This is a genomic window from SAR86 cluster bacterium (assembly GCA_023703675.1).
Classification (GTDB): domain Bacteria; phylum Pseudomonadota; class Gammaproteobacteria; order Magnimaribacterales; family AG-339-G14; genus AG-339-G14.
In genome coordinates this window covers 994,142-1,012,622 of sequence record CP097974.1, presented here as the reverse complement: position 1 = coordinate 1,012,622, position 18,481 = coordinate 994,142, and the positions used below count along the sequence as shown (strand labels likewise).

Here is an 18,481-nt window from a genome sequence, read left to right as displayed (position 1 = left end):
TATGACTAACAAAAAATTTGTTAATGCTTTAGAAAAAATTCCCCAATCCGTTCCTCCGATTTGGTTCATGAGACAAGCTGGTAGGTATCATAGTCACTATCAAAACTTAAAAACAAAAAATACATTTGTAGAACTCTGCAAGTCGCCTTCACTAGCAGCTGAAACGGCCTTGGGACCAATAGAATCTTTTGATTTTGATGTAGCAATTTTATTTAGTGATATTTTATTTCCTTTGGAAAGCTTAGGAATGGGACTTACTTATTCTCCTGGACCAAAATTTGACCAATTACTTACCGAAGAAAATTCACATGAAATATTTAATAATACTTTTGATGTAAATTCTTTAGCCTTTCAAGGTGAAGCTTTGGAGAGAACTAGAGCAAAATTGCCTCAAGAAAAATCATTGATAGGATTTATTGGAGGTCCATGGACGCTCATAGCCTATGCAATGGGCTTGAGCAAAAGTTCCAAAAGTCTAAAAGTCTCTAACTTCCAATGGAAGATTTTAAAAGAAATTATAATTCCAGCGCTTTCAGAAAATATAGAAATGCAAATAAATGCCGGAGCTGAAGTAGTAATGATTTTTGATTCTTCTGCACACCTCCTTAAAAATGATGATTTCAAGATTTATATAAACTTAATATTTGATCAATTAATCGAAAAGTTTGAAAAGAAAATTGGTTATTACGCAAAAGATAAAGTCGATTATGATCATATCGTTTCTGTTGCTAAAACAAAAAACTTTGGTTTAGCAGGTCTCGGAGTTGATTCTAACGAGCCCTTAAGTAAATACTTTAGGGGTAAAAAGAATTTTTTCATCCAGGGAAATTTTAATGAAAATTTTATGTTGCTTCCGAATTCTCAAATGAAGTTGAAATTAGAAGAATATATAAGTTCATTATTAAAATTTAATGAAAAAGAGCGTGCGGGATGGATTTGTGGACTAGGGCATGGAATTTTAAAAGAGACGCCTGAAGAGAATGTTAAGACATTTGTCAAAGAGATTAGAGAGGCCTTCGCATGAGCTTTAAAGGAGAAAAAAACTTTTCCCATCAGGACAAAGAGAAAATTGGTGTTTTGATCTGTAACTTGGGGACCCCAGACAGTTATTCTGTATCAGATGTAAGAATTTTTTTAAGAGAATTTTTATCAGATAAAAGAGTTATTGAACTTCCAAGAATAATTTGGTGGTTTATTTTAAATTTTTTCATATTAACTTTAAGACCATTTAAATCTGCAAAAATTTATAAATCAGTTTGGACCGACGAAGGGTCACCTTTATTGGTTTATTCAGAAAGATTAAAAGAAAAATTGGATAGAAGCTCTCCTGATAATCTTTGTTTTGAGCTGGGAATGAGATACGGAAATCCAAGTATCAGAAGTGCGCTTGAAAATTTAAAAAACAAAAATTGCAGAAAGATTTTAGTTTTACCTCTTTTCCCGCAATACTCAGCTACGACTACAGGCAGTATTTTTGATGAAGTTACAAAGGTTATAAGCACCTGGAGATGGGTTCCAAGTTTAAATTTCATTAATTCTTACCATGATAACGATAATTTTATTGATGCGATTTCTTCTTCTGTTAAGTCAAAGTTCGAAGAAATAAATCCTCACAAAATTATTTTTACTTATCACGGAATTCCAAAGAAGTATTTTGATCAAGGGGATCCATATCATTGTTTATGTCAAAAAACTTCACGTCTGGTTGCTGAAAAATTAGGCATAAAAGAAGAAAATTTCATAACAACTTTCCAGTCAAGATTGGGAACTGCAGAATGGCTCAAACCATATACAAGTGACGTAATGAAAAAATTGCCTTCGGAGGGGTGCAGCAATATCTTGGTTATTGCTCCAGGTTTTAGCGTAGATTGTCTTGAGACAATCGAAGAGATAGACGAAGAAAATAAGGAATATTTCCTTGAATCCGGCGGAAAAAAATTCACTTATATAAATTGTCTTAATGATTCAGATCAGCATGTAAAATTTTTAAATGCATTTATTGAACAAAAAGTTTCATTATGGAATTGAATAAGGATATTGAATCTCAAAAAAAGTTGGCAAGTCAATGGTTTAAGTCACTGCGAGATGACTTTTGCAAATCTTTTGAGAAATTGGATCAAAAAAAATTCTCCAGAAAATCTTGGAACCATAAAGGAGAAGGCGGCGGCGAGATGAGTGTAATGCGAGGAGATGTTTTTGAAAAAGTGGGAGTGAATATTTCAACAGTCTCTGGAGAATTCTCTGAAGACTACAGGACGCAAGTTAAAGGGACCCAAGGATCACCAAAATATTGGGCCACCGGTATTAGTTTGGTTGCGCATATGATGTCTCCGAAAATACCAGCATTTCATTTCAACACAAGATTTTTAGTTACTCAAGATAGTTGGTTTGGTGGGGGAACAGATATGACACCAACTTTAGAAAATGAGGAGGATACAGATTTTTTTCATTCCAGTTTAAAAAGCGCATGTGACAAGCATGATAATAATTATTACGAAGATTTTAAAAAAAACTGTGATGAATATTTTTATCTTCCACATAGAAATGAGCCGAGAGGTGTTGGAGGAATTTTTTTCGATCACTTAAATACAGGAGATTGGGATAAAGATTTTAATTTTGTAAAGGAAGTAGGGAGGCAAACTTTAAAAATTATTAATCAATTAGTCAAAAATAAAAAAGACTTAGACTGGACTGACGAAGAAAAAGATAAGCAATTAGTAAAAAGAGGCAGGTACGTTGAGTTTAATTTAATTTGGGATCGCGGAACTTTATTTGGCCTCAAAACAGGAGGGTCAACTGAGGCAATTCTTATGTCTATGCCTCCCGAGGCTAAATGGGAATAAAATGCTTTACCTGACAATAACAACAGTACATATTGTTTCAGTTATTGCTTGGATGGCAGCACTTTTTTACTTACCAAGATTATTTGTCTATCACGCAAAACATAATGAAGAAAAAATGTTATCGAGTGTTTTTAAAGTTATGGAATCAAGATTATATGGCGTGATTGCAACTCCAGCTATGATATTTGTTTGGCTAACAGGAATATATTTAGTTATTTATCAGGGAACTCAAATTTGGTTGAACTTAAAAATATTTTTTGTTTTTTTAATGACTCTATATCATTTCTTTTTATTTTTTTCTCTCAAAAAGTTTGAAGGAGATATGAACAATTTTTCTGAAAGGTTTTTTCGAATCATAAATGAGGTTCCTACGATTTTAGTTATAATCATCGTTGGGCTAGTTGTTTTTAAACCTAATTTTTAATTATGAAAATACTAAAAGTTTTTGAAGATGTTGAATTAATCTTAGTTGATCTAGAAGTGAACATGGGCTCTGAAAAAAGAAGTGCACCGACTTTATGTGCCAGATATCAGGGAAAAATAATTCCACTTAATTCTGCTCATGATGGGAGACCCATTTTAATGAACGAGCAAAATGCACTCAACGAAAATTAATTATTAAAGCTCTGTTGCTAGCTGCATAAATCTTTTCTTTAAAGGAGTAATGTCGTTAGCAACTTTAAAAGCCGTATTTCGTAACAATCTAACCCAAATATTTTTATTTTCAAATCCTCTTTTAAAGGCTTCCATACTTGCAGCAAGAGCAAGGTTTATAGGAATTCTTTTTCGATTGTATGCCTTAGCAATTTTATCGAAATCTAAACTGCTTTCGGCATTTATTAATTCTGATAAACAAATAACATCCCCAATCCCGGCATTGAGACCCAAACCTGCCAAAGGATGAATTTGATGTGCGGCATCACCCAATAAAAAAACACCGTTTTTCGCAAATGTCTTCGAAGATAGATGATTCAAAGGGAAACTTTGTCTTACCGTTGAGAAAGACAGATCTCCAATTTCTTCACCAAAATGTGAGTAGATAGATTGAATGAACTCCTCTTCACCTTTTTGAAGAAATTCAAAAGCGTATTCATCGTCAATTGACCAAATCATTGTTAGCTCTTCCGCATTAATAGGTAAAAGAGCCAAGGGTCCAACCTTAGTAAAAGTTTGCTTAATTGTTGAATCTATTTGATTTGATTTAAAATTTGCAACTATGGCTGTTTGGTTGTAGCTCCAGCTTCTCGATTTAAACTTCGCTAAGCCCCTTACCGATGAGCTGATTCCGTCACATCCAATTAATATACTACAACTAAAAATGTCTCCAGAAGTTTTACATATAATCTCTGAACTCTCTTTTTTTATTTCTTCTAAGTTATTTTCCCAATAAAAAGATATTTGCTTTTCATTTAGCGCGTTAAGCGCAAATTTTTGAATATCACCTTCGCAGACAATATGTCCTAAATTTTCCCTTTCTGTATCTTCAGAGTTAAATTCAATAAATCCAGATCCTTCTTGATCCCAAACTTTAATAGTTTCGTAGGGAAAAGCGTTAGGTTTAATTAGATGCCAAAGATCCAGCTTTTTTAAAAAATTTAAACTGTTTGAATTTATTGAAAGATGTCTTTTACTAAATTTTGGGGATGCTTCTGAATCAATTATTCCGATAGATAAATCGTCTGACTTTAAGGAATTTGCTAGAGTGGTTCCAATAACTCCTGAACCAACAATTAAAATATCATGATGTTTCATGTATCCATTAAAGCCTCGATGTCTTTAATTTTTTTTGGGACTAGATCAGTTAAAACTTCAAAACTATTTTCTGATACCAAAACGTTATCTTCAATTCTAATGCCAATATTTTTATATTTATCGGGAACATTCAAAGAATTATTTATGTATATACCAGGCTCAATAGTTGTAATCATGCCTGGGACGTAGTCTGTCCATTCGCCATTTTCTTTTTTCCCACCTACGTCATGCACATCTAAACCAAGATAATGTCCAACCCTATGCATGTAAAAATTAAAATATTTCTTTGTTTCAATTATTTCGTTTAAATCTCCTTCTAATAAGCCTAAATCTTTTAGCCCTTGGCTAATAATTCGTACAGATTCATCATGCGCTTTTAATGGATTTGAGCCTGGAACGACTTGTTCAATAGATTTTTCACTTGCTTCAAGAACTATTTCGTATATTTCTCGTTGCGGTTTTGAAAATTTTCCATTAATTGGAAAGGTTCTTGTAATATCACTTGCATAATTTTTATACTCACATCCAGCATCTACTAGAACTAGTTCTCCATCATTAAGTAAGTCTTTGTTGGCATTGTAATGAAGCACGCAAGAGTTTTTTCCTCCTCCAACGATTGAAGGATAAGCACATGCTCTGGCTCCATGAGACATAAATTCATGAAGGTATTCAGCTTCTAGTTGATATTCATACATTCCAGGCTGCACGGACCTCATTGCTCGCATGTGCGCCAAAGAAGAAATATTGCAGGCTTTTTTTATGAGTTCAAGTTCTTCATTTGATTTTATTGATCTCATTTTAGAGACTTCAAGATCTAAAGACAGAAAATCATTTTCGTAATCAGGTAAGATTTTTTTTAATTTAGAAATTGATGAATCAAAGCAGTAGATATTTGAAATATCTTTCGTGATTTTTAATAGATTTGTTTGAAAGTCTTTTAAAGCTATGCCTTTAGTAGCGCCAAATTTTTTTACATTATCTGGCCCTATGATTTCCCCATCCCATTGTTCTTTTAGTTTATTTTTCTCCTTACAAAAAATAAAAAAATCATTTTCTTTTAAAATTGCAATCGATTGAGATTCAGGGAAATTTGTTAAATAACTGAAGTTACTGTTTTGTCTGAACGGAAAGTTTACGTCACCATTTCTTATCATTTCCTCTGAACCAAAAAGAATCGCTATTGAGTTTTCTTTAAAACTCTCAAGCAAGGCTTGTCTTCTTTCTGAAAAAATATCCATAAGTCACATTTTATCTCATTGTGGAATGCGTTAAAGACTAAGATTAGAATAAGTTATGAAGAATTCTTTAGAAGATAATGTTCAAGAATTACTTTCTTTGTCTAAAAAGCTAAGAGAAGCAAACACGGATCTTAGAAATAAGAATCAGAAGTTAAAAGACGAAAACTTTAAACTGAAAGAAAAACTTGAATTAACTGCAAATAAAATTGAAAATCTAATAGATAAACTGGAGTCAATATGAGTAAAGACGAAGAAGAAATTATTTCAATTAAAGTCGCAGGAGTAGATTATCAATTACATTGCCCCAAGGACGAGCAACGCGGCCTAATTAATGCTGCGGATTACTTAAATAAAAAAATCAGAAAAATTAAAAGGCAAGCAAAGTTTTTAAGTATAGAGAAGGCTTCGATATTAGCTGGCCTTGAAGTCACTAATGAACTTTTAAACTCGGATAAAATAGAATTGAATGATACACAAGAATCAGCAGAAGCTGCTAAAGAAGAAATTGCTGAAAACTCATATTCAGAAAAGTCTCAATTAGAAGAGAAAGCCACTGAACCTGAAAAGAAAACAGATGATTTGAGTATAAAACTAGTTTCTGAGATTTCTGAACTATCCAAATTATAAAGTTGCTATAATTATTATGCTTTCTGGGTTATTTGCTAGCCAAATAACACTTCGAGCCGATACAAAAAAATAAGGGAATTTGATACTTATTTTTGTTGAGCACCCATTAGGATTGCCTGAAAAAATAGTGATTTTTCCCGACCTGAACTTTTCGGTTCGGGTAAGTTTCGCGGCGGTAACTTGGAAAGCTCCTCGTCAGAATGCAAAAAGAAAGAGCAAGGGAATTCATCAAAGATAAGTTTGCTCAAATTACAGAGCATGAAAAAAAGACTTTTAATGACAATATTTTTAAAAATTTTGTCGAGTTATTTGACCTAAAAGAACCTCTTAGAATTGGTTCATACATTTCTAAAGAAAATGAAGTCTCTTCAGAACAAATTAATAATTATATTTTAGAAAAAGGTTCTGAGCTTTTTCTTCCAAAGATATATGAAAATCAAAAACTAAAAAAAATAAAATTTTTTCGATTTTTTAAAAATGACTCTTTAATCAAAGGAAAATATAATTTATTGGAACCAAAAAGTTTAAGAAAACCTATTAAACCAAATTATCTAGATTTCATAATAATTCCAGTAAGAGCTATCAATAAAGGCAATAAACGGTTAGGTTTTGGGGGCGGTTTTTACGACAGAAGCTTAAAAAACGTCGATAAACTAAAATTTCTCTCTTTATGCTATGAATTTCAATTAAACCTATCTTTCAAGTCAGATTATCATGATTTAGAGTTAACTACTCTAATCTACCCACGAGGCTATTTTAAAAAAGCTTGATATCCTTTATTTTTAGTAACTCTAACAAAAGGATATTCAATTTTTAATAAATCTTTCTGTAAATCTTCTAATTCTATTTCCTCGATAGAGAAGCCAACCAAGGCTCCTCCATAGATAGAACCTTGATTCTTGTAATGAAACAAAGTTATGTTCCATTTATCCTTAAGTAGGTTCAAAAATTCCATCAATGCACCAGGTCTCTCAGGAAAGTCAACTTTAAAAACCTCTTCAATTTTTCCTTTTGGAAATTGACTCGGCCTGCCTCCGGTCATGTATCTCAGGTGTACCTTAGAAATTTCGTCATTGCTCAAATCCAATAAATTGAATTTTTTATTCTTCATACTTTTCATAAATGCAATCTTATTTTTTTTATCTCCAGATAGTTCAAGTCCGAGCAAAATTTTGCCAACTTTTTCACTATCAATTCTATAGCTAAATTCCGTTATATTTTTTTGACCCACTGCTTTACAAAGCTTACGAAAACTTCCTTTTTCTTCTGGTATTTCTACGCTAAAAATTAATTCTTTTTCTTCACCCATTTTTGACCTTTCTACTATGTGAGCTAAAGATTCAAAATTTAAATTGGATCCACAATAAGTGGCAATTAAGTTCTTATTTTTAATTTTTCTTTTTGAAATGTATTTTTTTAAACCCGCTAACGCTAAAGCTCCTGTCGGTTCAGGTACAGTTCGAGTCTCTGCAAAAGTATCTTTAACGGCAGCACAAATCTCGTCGGTACTCACAGTAATTGAGTCATCTAACCATTCTTTAATCAATTGATAATTATTTAAGCCGATTTGTTTTGCTGCTGCCCCGTCAGCAAAAAGCCCAACTTTATCTAATTTAATTCTTTTTCCGATTTCTAAAGATTTATATAAACCTGCAGCATCTTCTGCCTCCACTGCAACAATTTTTATTTTAGGATTGAACGATTTTATGTAGGCACCAAGTCCTGAAATAAGACCGCCTCCACCAACGGCAACAAAAATAACATCAATTTTTTCTTGAAAGTCTTCAATTATTTCTTTTCCAATAGTTCCTTGACCAGAAATAACTTCTGGATCGTCAAAAGGGTGAATGAAGGGTAATTTCTGTTTTTTACAAAATTTTAAAGCAGAGTCAAGAGATTCGTCAAAGTTGTCTCCAACTAAAACAACTTCTGATTTCATTTTTTTTACTTCCTCTATTTTTATGGACGGCGTTGTTCTTGGCATAAAAATTGTAGCTTTAATTTTTAATTTTCTAGCTGAGTAGGCAACGCCTTGCGCATGGTTTCCAGCGGAAGCGGTCACGATATGATTTAAATTGTCTTTGTTAACTAAGTGACTAATTTTATTGTAAGCTCCTCTGATTTTGAAAGAATGCGTAGGCTGCAAATCCTCTCTTTTGAGAAAAATTTTATTTTTTAAATTCGAAGATAAATTTTCTGCTTTAGTAATTGGTGAGCGAATTGCCACGTCATAAACTCTTGAATTGTTTATTTTATTTACATATTTTCTACTTTTTTTAAGCATGGCTATCTTTTAAGCTGAGCATTATACTTTTAGTATGAATAAGTACCATAAATTAACTTACTTTTTTCTATGAGCCCTAAAAAACAAGCAGCCGAATATGCCTTTGAATCAATAAAAAATCTGCTGGATAAGAATTTTGTTTTAGGAATCGGTACAGGCTCAACAACTAATTATTTCATTGAATTACTAAAAGAAAAAAAACCTGAAATTAAGTGTTTTGTTTCTAGCTCGGTAGCTAGCACCGAGCTTCTAAAAGATGCCGGTTACTTAGAAGCCGAATTGAACGATGTTGGCGGACCCGATTTATATATTGACGGAGCTGATGAGGTGAACTCAAAATTAGAATTGATAAAAGGCGGAGGTGGAGCTCTTACCAGAGAAAAAATCATTGCATCAGCTTCAAAAACTTTCATCTGTATAATTGATAAATCAAAAATTGTGGACAGATTTGGTAAATTTCCTGTCGCAATAGAAGTTATTCCAATGGCCAGAAGTTTTGTTTCAAGGCAGGTCGTGGCTATGGGAGGAAGGCCAGCTTATAGAGTTGGTTTTATAACTGATAACGGAAATCAGATTATCGATGTTAGTAATTTAAACTTTGATGTCCCTTATGAAACAGAAAGCAGAATTAATAGAATTCCTGGTGTTGTTGAAAATGGAATTTTTGCTGCACGCAAGGCGGATAAGATTATTGTTGCCGATGGGCAGAAAGTGTCCGAATTAAAGTAATTTTTCTATTTTGCTCAAAATAGACAAATCATCGGGTTCAACGTTGCTTGAGAAGACATGAGTTTCCTTTCCATTTTTGGATATAAGAATTTTTGTGAAATTCCAGGAAGGCGCCTTTCCAGTTTTGGCATTTAAACTTTTATAGAAATCGTTTGCTTTATCGCCCTTAACACTTGAAGTGGCAAAAAGTGGGAAAGAAACCCCGTAATTTGAATTACAGAATTCTTTTACCTTTTCTTCGTCATTGTATTCTTGATACATGAAGTCTCTTGAAGGGAATCCTAAAATTACAAAATCTTCGTCATTATATTTAGTGTAAAGTTTTTGAAGATTTTCATATTGATAAGTAAAACCACATCTACTTGCAACATTGACCACCATGATCACCTTATCTTTGTACTTACAAAGATTCTCATAACTTTGCGAATCAAGGATTCTTATTTCATGGTCTAAATATGTAGGACATTCGATTGAATCGCTTTTTGGCCCAAAAGAAAGGGTCGATAATGAGAAAACAGTCAAAATTGTCAAAAATAAAACTTTCATATTAAAGATATGTTGCTTTTTTACTATAAATCAAGACTTTTGTATTCTCTTTAACCCGATTAAACAATTTAATTACATCCTTATTCTTCATCCTTATACATCCTAGAGAGGCTGGTTTTCCTATCAAGCCTTCTTCGGCGGTCCCATGTATATAAATGAATCTTTTTTTTGAATCTACATCACCACCTTTATTAATTCCTTGTTCAACCCCATCCAACCAAAGAATTCTTGAAGTAATTACATCTTCTGGTATATCTATTACATCTTTTATTGGAACTACTACTTCTTTGGTCCATTTTCTTCCTTTTAGGACGGCTCCCAAAGGTAAATCTTCACCTATTTTTTCTGCAACGATATGTTCTCCCAAAGGAGTCTGAAAACTATTCATTTGGTTTCCTATTCCAAACGCAGACGACGAAATTGAAAAACTAATAGTTCTAAATCTTGTTTTAAAAAAAAGTTTCTGTTGATCAATATTGATTAGTATCAAATCGCTTTTTTGATTTTTTTTTACAAAGTTTTCAACTAAGTCAAAATCTAAATCATTTTCATACATGGTTGTGGCACAACTGACAAAGAAAAAAGAGATAAAAAAAATCTTTGTTATTTTCATACTTTTTCTTTTAATTTAAATAAACCAAAAATTATTAATATAAAGGTTATAAGAAACAATAGAGGCATTTTACCGTACCTTATGAAAGGAGTCGTCCCCTCGAAGATGGTGAGTCTATGAGAAATAAATTCTGGATTATTTTTTTCGTTTGCGTCGTTATCGAGCTCAATAAATTTGAGAATTTCTCCCTTAGTGTTAACGATTGCACTTATTCCACTAGTTGTACTTCGTATTAAAGGTTTCCTACTTTCTAAAGCTCTAAATCTAGCTATTTGTAAATGTTGATGTGGACCAATAGTTTGGCCGAACCACGCATCATTACTAGCTGTAAACAAGAAATTACTTTTTGCAGCATATTTCAAATAGAGATCTTGATAGGCAACCTCATAGCAAATTGAACCATAAAATGAAAAATCTTTACTTTCAAAAATTTTGTTATCTTCCCCAGAATTTATTTGAGGCCTGTTAAAATTAAAAAAATTAAAAAACTTATCGAAAAACTTAGATGGAACATATTCACCAAAAGGCACTAGTTTTTCCTTGTTGTATTTGCCTTCAATAATTCCAAAACTGATCAAAGAGTTAAAGAGTTCATAATTCTCTTCATTTTCTGATATTGCTCCCAAAGTTACCCCAATGTTTGCTCTTTCGGTTAAAGACAAGATTGGTTTGAGTAAAATTTGAAAGTTTGAAAACTTGCCTGGGAGAAAAGCCTCAGGGAAAAAGAATAATTTCGGTACTTTTGAATCATTAATTAACCTCGACGATTCATTGAACAAAGTAGTATTTAGTAAATTTGAAGATTCTTGCTCACCCTCGGAAGTCCATTTTTCTTTTATTCCGATATTGGGTTGAACTAAAACAACATCAACCACTTCTTTTGGTTCTGTCCAATTAATATCTTTGAGGAAAGTATTCGAAACATAAAAAAATAAAATAAGAGAGATTGAAAAGATGAACGGTTTAGATAGCGGTCTTTGGTAATTAAAAAATAAAACTTTTAGAGACATGGAAAGTGTTACGATAATAAAACTTGCACCAAAAACACCAAGAATTGGAACGTATCCGTTTACTAAGAAGTTATTTAAACTCGAGTAGCCCAAATAAAGCCAAGGAAATCCAGAAAATATGAATTCTCTCAGCCACTCTGATAATACCCATATCGATGGAAATAAAAGAAAGTCACTAAAAAGGTTATTTCTTTTTAAAAGTCCGAACAAAAAAAAAGATACTCCTTGAAACAAAGACAAAAATAAAGTTAATAGAACAGTTAATGCTGTGGAAGTAAAAATATCAGCTCCTCCATAGACATTTATACTGTTTTCAATCCAGAAAACTCCAAAAAGCCAGAAACCTAATCCAAAAAAGTAACCAATTAAACCAGTAGCTAATGGGCTCTTATTTTCAATACTAAGTTTTAAAAGAAAAGGGACTATAAAGGCTAACGCCCAAACATTGAATGGCTCGAAGGCAATTATCAATAGACTGCCAAGAAAAAAAGAATAACCTATTTTTAAGATCATTAATTTAGCTTAACAAATATTGCTTTAGTCTATGTAAGCCAATAATTTATTTTTTCTTTTTCAAAAAGTCTGCAAGTCTCAAAAATTGGCAAACCCACAATGTTTGAATAACTGCCTATTATTTTTTCAACAAAAGCCGAGCCATATCCTTGAATAGCATATCCACCTGCTTTGTCTACTGGCTCTTTTGTATCCCAATATCTACTGCACTCATTAGCACTAAGTTGTCTAAAGAAAACTTCGCTTTCTACGACTTCAAAATTAAGGTTAACTTTCTCATAATCTTTAGATTCAACATTTGCCAACGCCACACAAGTGAAAACTTTATGGGACCGGCCAGACAATTCCATAAGCATTGAAATGCAATGGTCTTTATTAACAGGTTTACCGAAAATCTGATTATCTATTGCAACGGCTGTATCAGCAGTTAATACAGGAAGCATCAAACTGTTTTTTGCTTGAAGCATTGCAATTGCATGAAGAGCTTTTTCTTTTGTATTTCTCTCTACAAATTCCGAAACGCTCTCGTTAGGCTGAATTTCTTCTTTAAAGCTACATTCGAAGATTTCGAAGTCAGTGCCAATAGTTTCCAATAATTCTTTTCTGCGAGGCGACTTGGAAGCAAGATAGATGCTCGCCACTATTTTATTTTGTCTTCCTTATAAATTACGTGTTTTCTTACAACAGGATCGAATTTTTTAATCTCTATTTTATCTGGAGTGTTTGTTTTATTTTTGTCTGTAGTGTAATAGTGTCCCGTTCCAGCGGAAGATACTAATTTAATTTTTTCTCTCATACTTTTTCTCCTCGGGCTCTAATCTCTTCAAGAACTAATTCAATTCCTTTTTTGTCTATCACTCTTAAACCCTTAGCCGACACATTAAGAGAAACATATCTGTTCTCAGATTCTACCCAGAAACGGTGTTTGTGAAGATTAGGCATGAATCTTCTTCTAGTCTTATTAATTGCCTTAGAAACATTGTTTCCTGACATTGGTGTTTTACCCGTAACCTGACAAATTTTGCTCATTGATTTTAATTATGAAGTGAGTTTTATACCAGAATCTAAGTCTTTAGGAAACATAAATCAAGGTATAATCTGCTCAAATGAGCAATCTTACAAATAAAAATATACTTTTATGTGTGACTGGTGGTATTGCTGCTTATAAGGCTGCAGAATTAGTCAGGTTATTGAAAACTTCAAATGCTTTTGTAAAAGTTTTGATGACAAAAAGCGCTCAAGAATTTATTACACCTTTAACAATGCAAGCCTTATCAGGAGAAAAAGTTCATACAGACTTACTAAGCACAGAAGCTGAAGCAGCCATGGGACATATAGAGCTTGCTAAATGGTGTGATTTAATAGTAATTGCCCCATGTTCTGCAAATTCTTTATCAAAAATTGCTGAAGGCAGAGGAGACGATCTTTTGTCTGCAGTTTGTCTTGCTACAGAGAGTAAAATTTTTATTGCGCCTGCAATGAATCAAGCAATGTGGAAAGACAAAAGAACTCAAAAAAACCTGAGTAAGAGTATCAAAGCCGGATTAAATGTAATTGGACCGGCATCTGGAGAACAAGCTTGCGGAGATGTTGGAGATGGTCGGATGACAGAACCTACTGATATTGTTTCTGAGGTAGAAAAAACCTTGGAAAAAGGTCTGTTGACAGGAAAAAAAGTCATTATTACCGCAGGTCCAACTCAAGAAATGATCGATCCTGTTAGATATATATCCAATAAAAGTTCTGGGAAGATGGGATTTTCGCTAGCAGAGGAAGTAAAAAACCAAGGTGCATTAGTAACCTTGATTTCTGGACCGGTAAATTTAAAAACTCCAGAAAAAGTAAAAAGACATGATGTTTTATCAGCTGATGAGATGAAATTAAAGGTAGAAGAGTTAATTGAAGATTGTGATATTTTTATTTCTGCGGCTGCAGTTTCTGATTTTAAACCAAAAGAAATTTACAAAAATAAAATAAAAAAGAAAGAAAACGAAAAACATTTAAATTTGAAAATGGATAAAAATTCTGACATTTTAAAAGTTATTTCTGAAAAAAATTTAAATTTAAAAACAGTAGGATTTGCTGCAGAAACTGAAAATTTATTATCGAATGCGAAGAAAAAACTTTCTCAAAAAAAATTAGACCTAATAGTAGCAAATGATGTTTCCAATAAAGATATTGGGTTTGATTCCGACGAAAATGAAGTAACTTTGATAACAAAAAAAGAACAAAAAAAAATAAAAAAAGCCTCTAAAAAGATTGTTTCAAAAAAAATTGTAGAATTTATAGCATCTAGGGTGGTTAATGATTAGATGGCTTATTACCAGGATTTTAGGATTTTTCTTGCCTTCTTTACTTTCAAGTTTATTTAAAAACAAAGAAATTAATGAAACGAGCGAAATAGAAATTCAATTTAAAATTTTAGATAAACGTTTAGGCAACGAAATACCTTTACCAAAATTTCAAACAAAGGGTTCAGCAGCCATTGACCTCAGAACAAACATTACTTCAAGTTACACTTTAAAACCAAATGAAACTAAATTATTTTCAACAGGATTTGCTATACACATTAGTGATGAAAAGTTCGCAGCATTAATTCTTCCTCGATCCGGTTTAGGTCATAAAGAAGGAATAGTTCTGGGAAATCTGTCGGGATTGATTGACTCTGATTATCAAGGAGAAATTATGGTTTCCCTTTGGAATAGATCTGAAAGAGAATTCAGAGTTGAACCCGGCGATAGAATTGCGCAGATGCTTTTTTTAAGTGTTTTTTCACCAAATTTTAAATTGGTGTCTGATTTTCAAGAGTCAGAAAGGGGAATTGAAGGATTTGGATCTTCTGGTAAGATTTGAGATTATGACTATTCCTGTAAACAAAACTCTTCAACAAAATTTCAAATGGAGGGTTGAAAAAACTCCAAATAATATCGCACATAAGTTTTTAGATAGAGAAACGTCTTTTAAAGATTTGGATTTAATCTCAAACAAGGTTGCGAATGGATTAATTAGGGAGGGTTGTAAAAAAGATGCAAGGGTTGCTTATCTAGGAAAAAATTCAGATTACTTCTTTGAGGTTCTTATCGGTACGATAAAATCTGCGACTGTAGCAGTTGGTGTCAATTGGAGATTGGCTCCCCCAGAAGTTCTTTATGTATTAAATGATTCAAAAAGCGAAATAGTATTTGTAAGTGAAGATTTTTATCCGGTCTTAGATCAAATTAAGGACGATTTAGATACAGTAAAAAAAATTATTGCTATTGATGATAATCATCCAACGCACGATGGTTATTTAACCTGGAGAGACGCTAACTCTGATGCTGAGATCTATGTAGAGACAAATATGAATGACGACGTAATACAGTTATACACCTCTGGTACTACAGGTCATCCAAAAGGAGTCCAAATTACCAATGGAAATTTTTCTGGTGCTAATGACTCAGTGCAAGACAGTGTCCCCTTCATGGAAAATGAGACAAATCTAGTTTGTATGCCCGGTTATCATATTGCTGGAACCAATTGGGGTATTTGGGGACTGTTACATGGATGTCGAAATTTAATAATTGCAGACGTAGACCCAAATTTGATTTTAGAGTTGATTGAGACGGAAAAGGTTAGGCACACTCTTTTTGTTCCTGCAGTAATTCTTTTCATTATCACAAATCCTAAAGCTCAAGAAACAGATTTTAGTTCATTAGACTTCGTTTTATATGGTGCATCGCCTATTGCAGACGATACGATCATTAAAGCAAAGGAAATAATGGATTGTGATCTTTATCAAGTTTACGGTCTGACAGAAACAACTGGAGCGATTACGATTATGTTGCCAAACGATCATGAACCAAGCCGAGGCAAACTTAGGTCGTGTGGAAAACCATTAAATGGCGTAGAAATAAAAGTTGTAGGTGAATCGGGAGAAGAGTTACCACTCGGAGAAATTGGCGAAGTGATCACTAAGTCTTCCTTGAACATGAAGGGTTACTGGAATAGACCCGATGCTACGAAAGATGCAATTCAAGATCAATGGTTTTACTCGGGAGACGCAGGTTATTTTGATGAAGAAGGCTATCTTTTTATTCACGACAGAGTTAAAGACATGATTGTTTCAGGCGGTGAAAATATTTATCCAGCAGAAGTCGAAAATGCACTTATGAGTAATCCGGATATTATTGATGCGGCGGTAATAGGAGTTCCTGATGAAAAGTGGGGAGAGAGTGTCAAAGGCTTTGTCGTTCTCAAAGAAGGAGTCGAGCTTAGTAGTGATGAAATTATTTCTTACGTTAAATCCCAAATTGCAGGATATAAATGTCCAAGAAGCATAGACTTTATTGAATTGCTGCCGAGAAATCCTTCAGGAAAGGTTTTAAGAAGAGAGTTGAGAGCTCCTTTTTGGGAAGGAAAAGAAAGAAACGTAGGCGGATAAAAGTTATTTTCTTAATTTCATTGGGTCCTTGAAATATACATAAATAGATACAATTAAAACAAAAGCTAATAGGAAATAAGTAAAATATTCGACAAAGACTGCGCCTAGAAAATACCCTGTTAAAACATATACCGCTGTCCAAGTAGGAGCTGATAAAATTTCAACTGGAAAAAAAACTTTAGGTTTCATCCCAAGAGTACCTGCGGTAAGTGGAACTAGACACCTCAAAGGACCTACAAATCTTCCCAGAGCTACACTTAAAATTCCATATTTTTTTATAAAGTTTCTGGCTTTCTCTACGTAAGGTTTTTGCTCTTCTGGAAACCAGCTTATCACTTTATTTCCTATAAGCTTTCCAATTAAATAACTTACGGAATCTCCAGTAATCATTCCAAGAGTCGCATACAAAAATATTTCTAAAGGACCAATTCCGACGCTCGCAGCTAGAACCCCGATTCCAGGAACTATCAAAGTTGCAGGTGTAAATAAACCTACAATTATTAAAGATTCCATAAAAACCAATATAAAAGCTACCCAATTGATCCAATCAGTATTTTGTGAAAGAAACTCTAAAATTTTTTCGAACTCAAACATTAATTTATGAATCTGATATGCAGAAAATTAATTTATTGCAATAATACCCCACATGAATGACAAAAACTTATCTGATTTAGATTCTGTGCTTAAGCAGGCAAATTTAGTAAAAGAAATTGTCAGCACTTCTAGCATGGAACAAAAAAATCAGGCATTAAAAGCTGCTGCAGATTCAATCAACGATTCAAGACAAGATCTTAAAAAACAGAACGATATAGACATGGAGTCGGCAACAAAGAAAGATTTGCTGGACAGTTTTGTGGATCGTTTAAAACTTAACGACCAAAGAATCGATTCTATGATTTCCGGTTTGAAAAAAGTTATCGATTTAAAAGACCCTGTTGGACAGATAAGCAATAAGTCTACTTCTCCATCGGGTTTTCAAGTATCTAAAATGAGAGTGCCTCTTGGAGTTATCGGTGTCATCTATGAATCAAGGCCAAACGTAACCGCAGATGCTTCTGCGCTTTGTCTTAAATCTGGCAACGTAAGCATACTTCGCGGTGGATCTGAAGCAATCAATTCTAATAGAGCTATTGAAAAATGTATGATTGATGGCCTAAAGCACGCGGGGCTTCCTGAGCATTCAATCCAGCTTTTGAAAAATCAAGAAAGGTCCTTGGTAGCTGAAATGATTAAAAAAGAAAAAGAAATAGATCTTATTATTCCTCGAGGAGGGAAAAACTTAATAAAGGTTATTGCAAACGACTCTAATGTTCCCGTGCTAAAGCATTATGATGGTTTGTGTCACGTGTATTTAGATGAAGATGCGGATTCAAAAAAAGCTAAAGAAATAGCTTTGAATGCAAAGACTTATAGATTTGGTATTTGTGGTGCTATGGAAACTTTATTAATTTCTGAAACACTTGATTCTTCCCTTATTCAAGAAATAATAAATTTGTTTGAACAGAATCAGGTAGAAATTAGAGGTTGCAAAATAACATCAAAAAAATTTAATACTCTGGAAGCTAAAGAAGACGATTGGACAAGTGAATACCTTGCGCCAATAATTTCAATTAAAATCGTCAAAGATGTAAACGAAGCTATAGAGCATATTAATTTTTACGGCTCCGGTCACACCGACTGCATTGTGACTGAAAATCAAGAAGCGAAAAATCTATTTCTTAGAAAAGTCGACTCTAGTTCTGTAATGCATAATTTACCGACTTGTTTTGCAGATGGTTTTGAATATGGTTTAGGAGCAGAAGTGGGAATATCAACTGATAAACTTCATGCAAGAGGTCCTGTAGGACTTGAAGGATTAACAAGTGAAAAATACATCGTTGAAGGTAATGGACAGTTACGAGCTTAG

The 18,481-nt window shown here is 33.2% G+C and carries 23 protein-coding genes and 1 other RNA gene; 14 read left to right on the top strand and 10 right to left on the bottom strand.

What is annotated here, in order from left to right; all coding sequences use genetic code 11:
* The first annotated feature begins 1 nt into the window (after position 1).
* From M9C82_05255 to M9C82_05235, 5 genes are read left to right on the top strand one after another with little or no spacing between them, the layout of a single operon-like run.
* Positions 2–1,024, top strand: a complete 1,023-nt coding sequence (locus tag M9C82_05255) for a uroporphyrinogen decarboxylase (protein URQ73358.1) — start codon at positions 2–4, stop codon at positions 1,022–1,024.
* Complete coding sequence (hemH, locus tag M9C82_05250) at positions 1,021–2,028, top strand: ferrochelatase (protein URQ73357.1); 1,008 nt, start codon at positions 1,021–1,023, stop codon at positions 2,026–2,028. Before M9C82_05255 ends, hemH begins: the two co-directional genes overlap by 4 nt.
* Positions 2,019–2,843 (top strand): oxygen-dependent coproporphyrinogen oxidase, encoded by an 825-nt coding sequence (gene hemF / locus M9C82_05245; GenBank protein URQ73356.1) that lies wholly within the window; start codon positions 2,019–2,021, stop codon positions 2,841–2,843. Before hemH ends, hemF begins: the two co-directional genes overlap by 10 nt.
* A gap of 1 nt (position 2,844) precedes the next feature.
* The gene (gene hemJ / locus M9C82_05240) at positions 2,845–3,267 is read left to right on the top strand and encodes a protoporphyrinogen oxidase HemJ (protein URQ73355.1); all 423 of its coding nucleotides are present in this window, start codon (positions 2,845–2,847) and stop codon (positions 3,265–3,267) included.
* Positions 3,268–3,269: 2 nt separating this feature from the next.
* Positions 3,270–3,458: a hypothetical protein gene (locus tag M9C82_05235; GenBank protein ID URQ73354.1), complete on the top strand. Its 189-nt coding sequence runs from the start codon at positions 3,270–3,272 to the stop codon at positions 3,456–3,458.
* A 3-nt stretch (positions 3,459–3,461) separates the two neighbouring features.
* On the opposite strand, the gene M9C82_05230 is transcribed toward M9C82_05235, so the two are convergent.
* Together M9C82_05230 and M9C82_05225 are read right to left on the bottom strand one after the other, a co-directional pair.
* Entirely contained in the window at positions 3,462–4,595 is a 1,134-nt protein-coding gene (locus M9C82_05230) for an FAD-dependent monooxygenase (GenBank protein URQ73353.1), read from the bottom strand.
* Positions 4,592–5,833: an aminopeptidase P N-terminal domain-containing protein gene (locus M9C82_05225; GenBank protein ID URQ73352.1), complete on the bottom strand. Its 1,242-nt coding sequence runs from the start codon at positions 5,831–5,833 to the stop codon at positions 4,592–4,594. Before M9C82_05225 ends, M9C82_05230 begins: the two co-directional genes overlap by 4 nt.
* 55 nt (positions 5,834–5,888) lie before the next feature.
* Between M9C82_05225 and M9C82_05220 the strand changes: the two genes are divergently transcribed.
* The 4 genes from M9C82_05220 (at position 5,889) to M9C82_05205 (ending at position 7,230) form a co-directional block, all read left to right on the top strand.
* A complete protein-coding gene (locus tag M9C82_05220; protein URQ73351.1) occupies positions 5,889–6,074 on the top strand; it encodes a hypothetical protein in 186 nt (61 codons plus the stop codon).
* Positions 6,071–6,460 (top strand): cell division protein ZapA, encoded by a 390-nt coding sequence (locus tag M9C82_05215; GenBank protein ID URQ73350.1) that lies wholly within the window; start codon positions 6,071–6,073, stop codon positions 6,458–6,460. Before M9C82_05220 ends, M9C82_05215 begins: the two co-directional genes overlap by 4 nt.
* Before the next feature lie 17 nt (positions 6,461–6,477).
* Positions 6,478–6,651: non-coding RNA, 6S RNA (ssrS, locus tag M9C82_05210), on the top strand.
* A 9-nt stretch (positions 6,652–6,660) separates the two neighbouring features.
* Complete coding sequence (locus M9C82_05205; protein ID URQ73349.1) at positions 6,661–7,230, top strand: 5-formyltetrahydrofolate cyclo-ligase; 570 nt, start codon at positions 6,661–6,663, stop codon at positions 7,228–7,230.
* On the opposite strand, the gene ilvA is transcribed toward M9C82_05205, so the two are convergent.
* On the bottom strand, positions 7,212–8,744 hold the full coding sequence (ilvA, locus tag M9C82_05200) for a threonine ammonia-lyase, biosynthetic (GenBank protein ID URQ73348.1): 1,533 nt from the start codon (positions 8,742–8,744) through the stop codon (positions 7,212–7,214). The two genes, M9C82_05205 and ilvA, sit on opposite strands and share 19 nt — an antisense overlap.
* Before the next feature lie 69 nt (positions 8,745–8,813).
* Here ilvA and rpiA point away from each other — a divergent pair, with 69 nt between their 5' ends.
* Positions 8,814–9,473 carry a ribose-5-phosphate isomerase RpiA gene (gene rpiA / locus M9C82_05195; protein URQ73347.1) on the top strand — a complete coding sequence of 220 codons (660 nt, stop codon included), beginning with the start codon at positions 8,814–8,816 and terminating at the stop codon, positions 9,471–9,473.
* Here rpiA and M9C82_05190 read toward each other — a convergent pair.
* From M9C82_05190 to rpmB, 6 genes are read right to left on the bottom strand one after another with little or no spacing between them, the layout of a single operon-like run.
* The gene (locus tag M9C82_05190; GenBank protein ID URQ73346.1) at positions 9,465–10,019 is read right to left on the bottom strand and encodes a glutathione peroxidase; all 555 of its coding nucleotides are present in this window, start codon (positions 10,017–10,019) and stop codon (positions 9,465–9,467) included. The two genes, rpiA and M9C82_05190, sit on opposite strands and share 9 nt — an antisense overlap.
* A 1-nt stretch (position 10,020) precedes the next feature.
* Complete coding sequence (locus M9C82_05185) at positions 10,021–10,632, bottom strand: L,D-transpeptidase (protein ID URQ73345.1); 612 nt, start codon at positions 10,630–10,632, stop codon at positions 10,021–10,023.
* On the bottom strand, positions 10,629–12,155 hold the full coding sequence (lnt, locus tag M9C82_05180) for an apolipoprotein N-acyltransferase (GenBank protein ID URQ73344.1): 1,527 nt from the start codon (positions 12,153–12,155) through the stop codon (positions 10,629–10,631). Before lnt ends, M9C82_05185 begins: the two co-directional genes overlap by 4 nt.
* Positions 12,156–12,184: 29 nt before the next feature.
* Positions 12,185–12,796, bottom strand: a complete 612-nt coding sequence (locus M9C82_05175) for a Maf family protein (GenBank protein URQ73343.1) — start codon at positions 12,794–12,796, stop codon at positions 12,185–12,187.
* On the bottom strand, positions 12,796–12,951 hold the full coding sequence (gene rpmG / locus M9C82_05170) for a 50S ribosomal protein L33 (protein ID URQ73342.1): 156 nt from the start codon (positions 12,949–12,951) through the stop codon (positions 12,796–12,798). The genes M9C82_05175 and rpmG overlap by 1 nt, the downstream gene beginning before the upstream one ends.
* The gene (gene rpmB / locus M9C82_05165; GenBank protein ID URQ73341.1) at positions 12,948–13,184 is read right to left on the bottom strand and encodes a 50S ribosomal protein L28; all 237 of its coding nucleotides are present in this window, start codon (positions 13,182–13,184) and stop codon (positions 12,948–12,950) included. The genes rpmG and rpmB overlap by 4 nt, the downstream gene beginning before the upstream one ends.
* A gap of 77 nt (positions 13,185–13,261) precedes the next feature.
* Here rpmB and coaBC point away from each other — a divergent pair, with 77 nt between their 5' ends.
* The 3 genes from coaBC to M9C82_05150 are packed head-to-tail and all read left to right on the top strand — an operon-like array spanning position 13,262 to position 16,575.
* The gene (coaBC, locus tag M9C82_05160; protein ID URQ73340.1) at positions 13,262–14,467 is read left to right on the top strand and encodes a bifunctional phosphopantothenoylcysteine decarboxylase/phosphopantothenate--cysteine ligase CoaBC; all 1,206 of its coding nucleotides are present in this window, start codon (positions 13,262–13,264) and stop codon (positions 14,465–14,467) included.
* Positions 14,460–15,008, top strand: coding sequence for a dUTP diphosphatase (gene dut / locus M9C82_05155; GenBank protein URQ73339.1), 549 nt, complete (start codon positions 14,460–14,462; stop codon positions 15,006–15,008). Before coaBC ends, dut begins: the two co-directional genes overlap by 8 nt.
* Positions 14,986–16,575, top strand: coding sequence for a long-chain-fatty-acid--CoA ligase (locus M9C82_05150; GenBank protein ID URQ73338.1), 1,590 nt, complete (start codon positions 14,986–14,988; stop codon positions 16,573–16,575). The genes dut and M9C82_05150 overlap by 23 nt, the downstream gene beginning before the upstream one ends.
* 3 nt (positions 16,576–16,578) lie before the next feature.
* Here M9C82_05150 and M9C82_05145 read toward each other — a convergent pair whose 3' ends face one another.
* Positions 16,579–17,169 (bottom strand): DedA family protein, encoded by a 591-nt coding sequence (locus M9C82_05145; GenBank protein URQ73337.1) that lies wholly within the window; start codon positions 17,167–17,169, stop codon positions 16,579–16,581.
* Positions 17,170–17,221: 52 nt separating this feature from the next.
* Between M9C82_05145 and M9C82_05140 the strand changes: the two genes are divergently transcribed.
* On the top strand, positions 17,222–18,481 hold the full coding sequence (locus M9C82_05140) for a glutamate-5-semialdehyde dehydrogenase (protein URQ73336.1): 1,260 nt from the start codon (positions 17,222–17,224) through the stop codon (positions 18,479–18,481).

Coding starts and splice junctions, on each gene's coding strand:
- hemJ (URQ73355.1), top strand. CDS start 2,845: ATGCTTTACCTGACAATAACAACAGTACATATTGTTTCAGTTATTGCT.
- rpiA (URQ73347.1), top strand. CDS start 8,814: ATGAGCCCTAAAAAACAAGCAGCCGAATATGCCTTTGAATCAATAAAA.
- M9C82_05235 (URQ73354.1), top strand. CDS start 3,270: ATGAAAATACTAAAAGTTTTTGAAGATGTTGAATTAATCTTAGTTGAT.
- M9C82_05185 (URQ73345.1), bottom strand. CDS start 10,632: ATGAAAATAACAAAGATTTTTTTTATCTCTTTTTTCTTTGTCAGTTGT.
- rpmB (URQ73341.1), bottom strand. CDS start 13,184: ATGAGCAAAATTTGTCAGGTTACGGGTAAAACACCAATGTCAGGAAAC.
- M9C82_05255 (URQ73358.1), top strand. CDS start 2: ATGACTAACAAAAAATTTGTTAATGCTTTAGAAAAAATTCCCCAATCC.
- M9C82_05190 (URQ73346.1), bottom strand. CDS start 10,019: ATGAAAGTTTTATTTTTGACAATTTTGACTGTTTTCTCATTATCGACC.
- M9C82_05205 (URQ73349.1), top strand. CDS start 6,661: ATGCAAAAAGAAAGAGCAAGGGAATTCATCAAAGATAAGTTTGCTCAA.
- hemH (URQ73357.1), top strand. CDS start 1,021: ATGAGCTTTAAAGGAGAAAAAAACTTTTCCCATCAGGACAAAGAGAAA.
- M9C82_05230 (URQ73353.1), bottom strand. CDS start 4,595: ATGAAACATCATGATATTTTAATTGTTGGTTCAGGAGTTATTGGAACC.
- M9C82_05145 (URQ73337.1), bottom strand. CDS start 17,169: ATGTTTGAGTTCGAAAAAATTTTAGAGTTTCTTTCACAAAATACTGAT.
- M9C82_05225 (URQ73352.1), bottom strand. CDS start 5,833: ATGGATATTTTTTCAGAAAGAAGACAAGCCTTGCTTGAGAGTTTTAAA.
- M9C82_05140 (URQ73336.1), top strand. CDS start 17,222: ATGAATGACAAAAACTTATCTGATTTAGATTCTGTGCTTAAGCAGGCA.
- coaBC (URQ73340.1), top strand. CDS start 13,262: ATGAGCAATCTTACAAATAAAAATATACTTTTATGTGTGACTGGTGGT.
- rpmG (URQ73342.1), bottom strand. CDS start 12,951: ATGAGAGAAAAAATTAAATTAGTATCTTCCGCTGGAACGGGACACTAT.
- M9C82_05215 (URQ73350.1), top strand. CDS start 6,071: ATGAGTAAAGACGAAGAAGAAATTATTTCAATTAAAGTCGCAGGAGTA.
- dut (URQ73339.1), top strand. CDS start 14,460: ATGATTAGATGGCTTATTACCAGGATTTTAGGATTTTTCTTGCCTTCT.
- ilvA (URQ73348.1), bottom strand. CDS start 8,744: ATGCTTAAAAAAAGTAGAAAATATGTAAATAAAATAAACAATTCAAGA.
- hemF (URQ73356.1), top strand. CDS start 2,019: ATGGAATTGAATAAGGATATTGAATCTCAAAAAAAGTTGGCAAGTCAA.
- M9C82_05220 (URQ73351.1), top strand. CDS start 5,889: ATGAAGAATTCTTTAGAAGATAATGTTCAAGAATTACTTTCTTTGTCT.
- lnt (URQ73344.1), bottom strand. CDS start 12,155: ATGATCTTAAAAATAGGTTATTCTTTTTTTCTTGGCAGTCTATTGATA.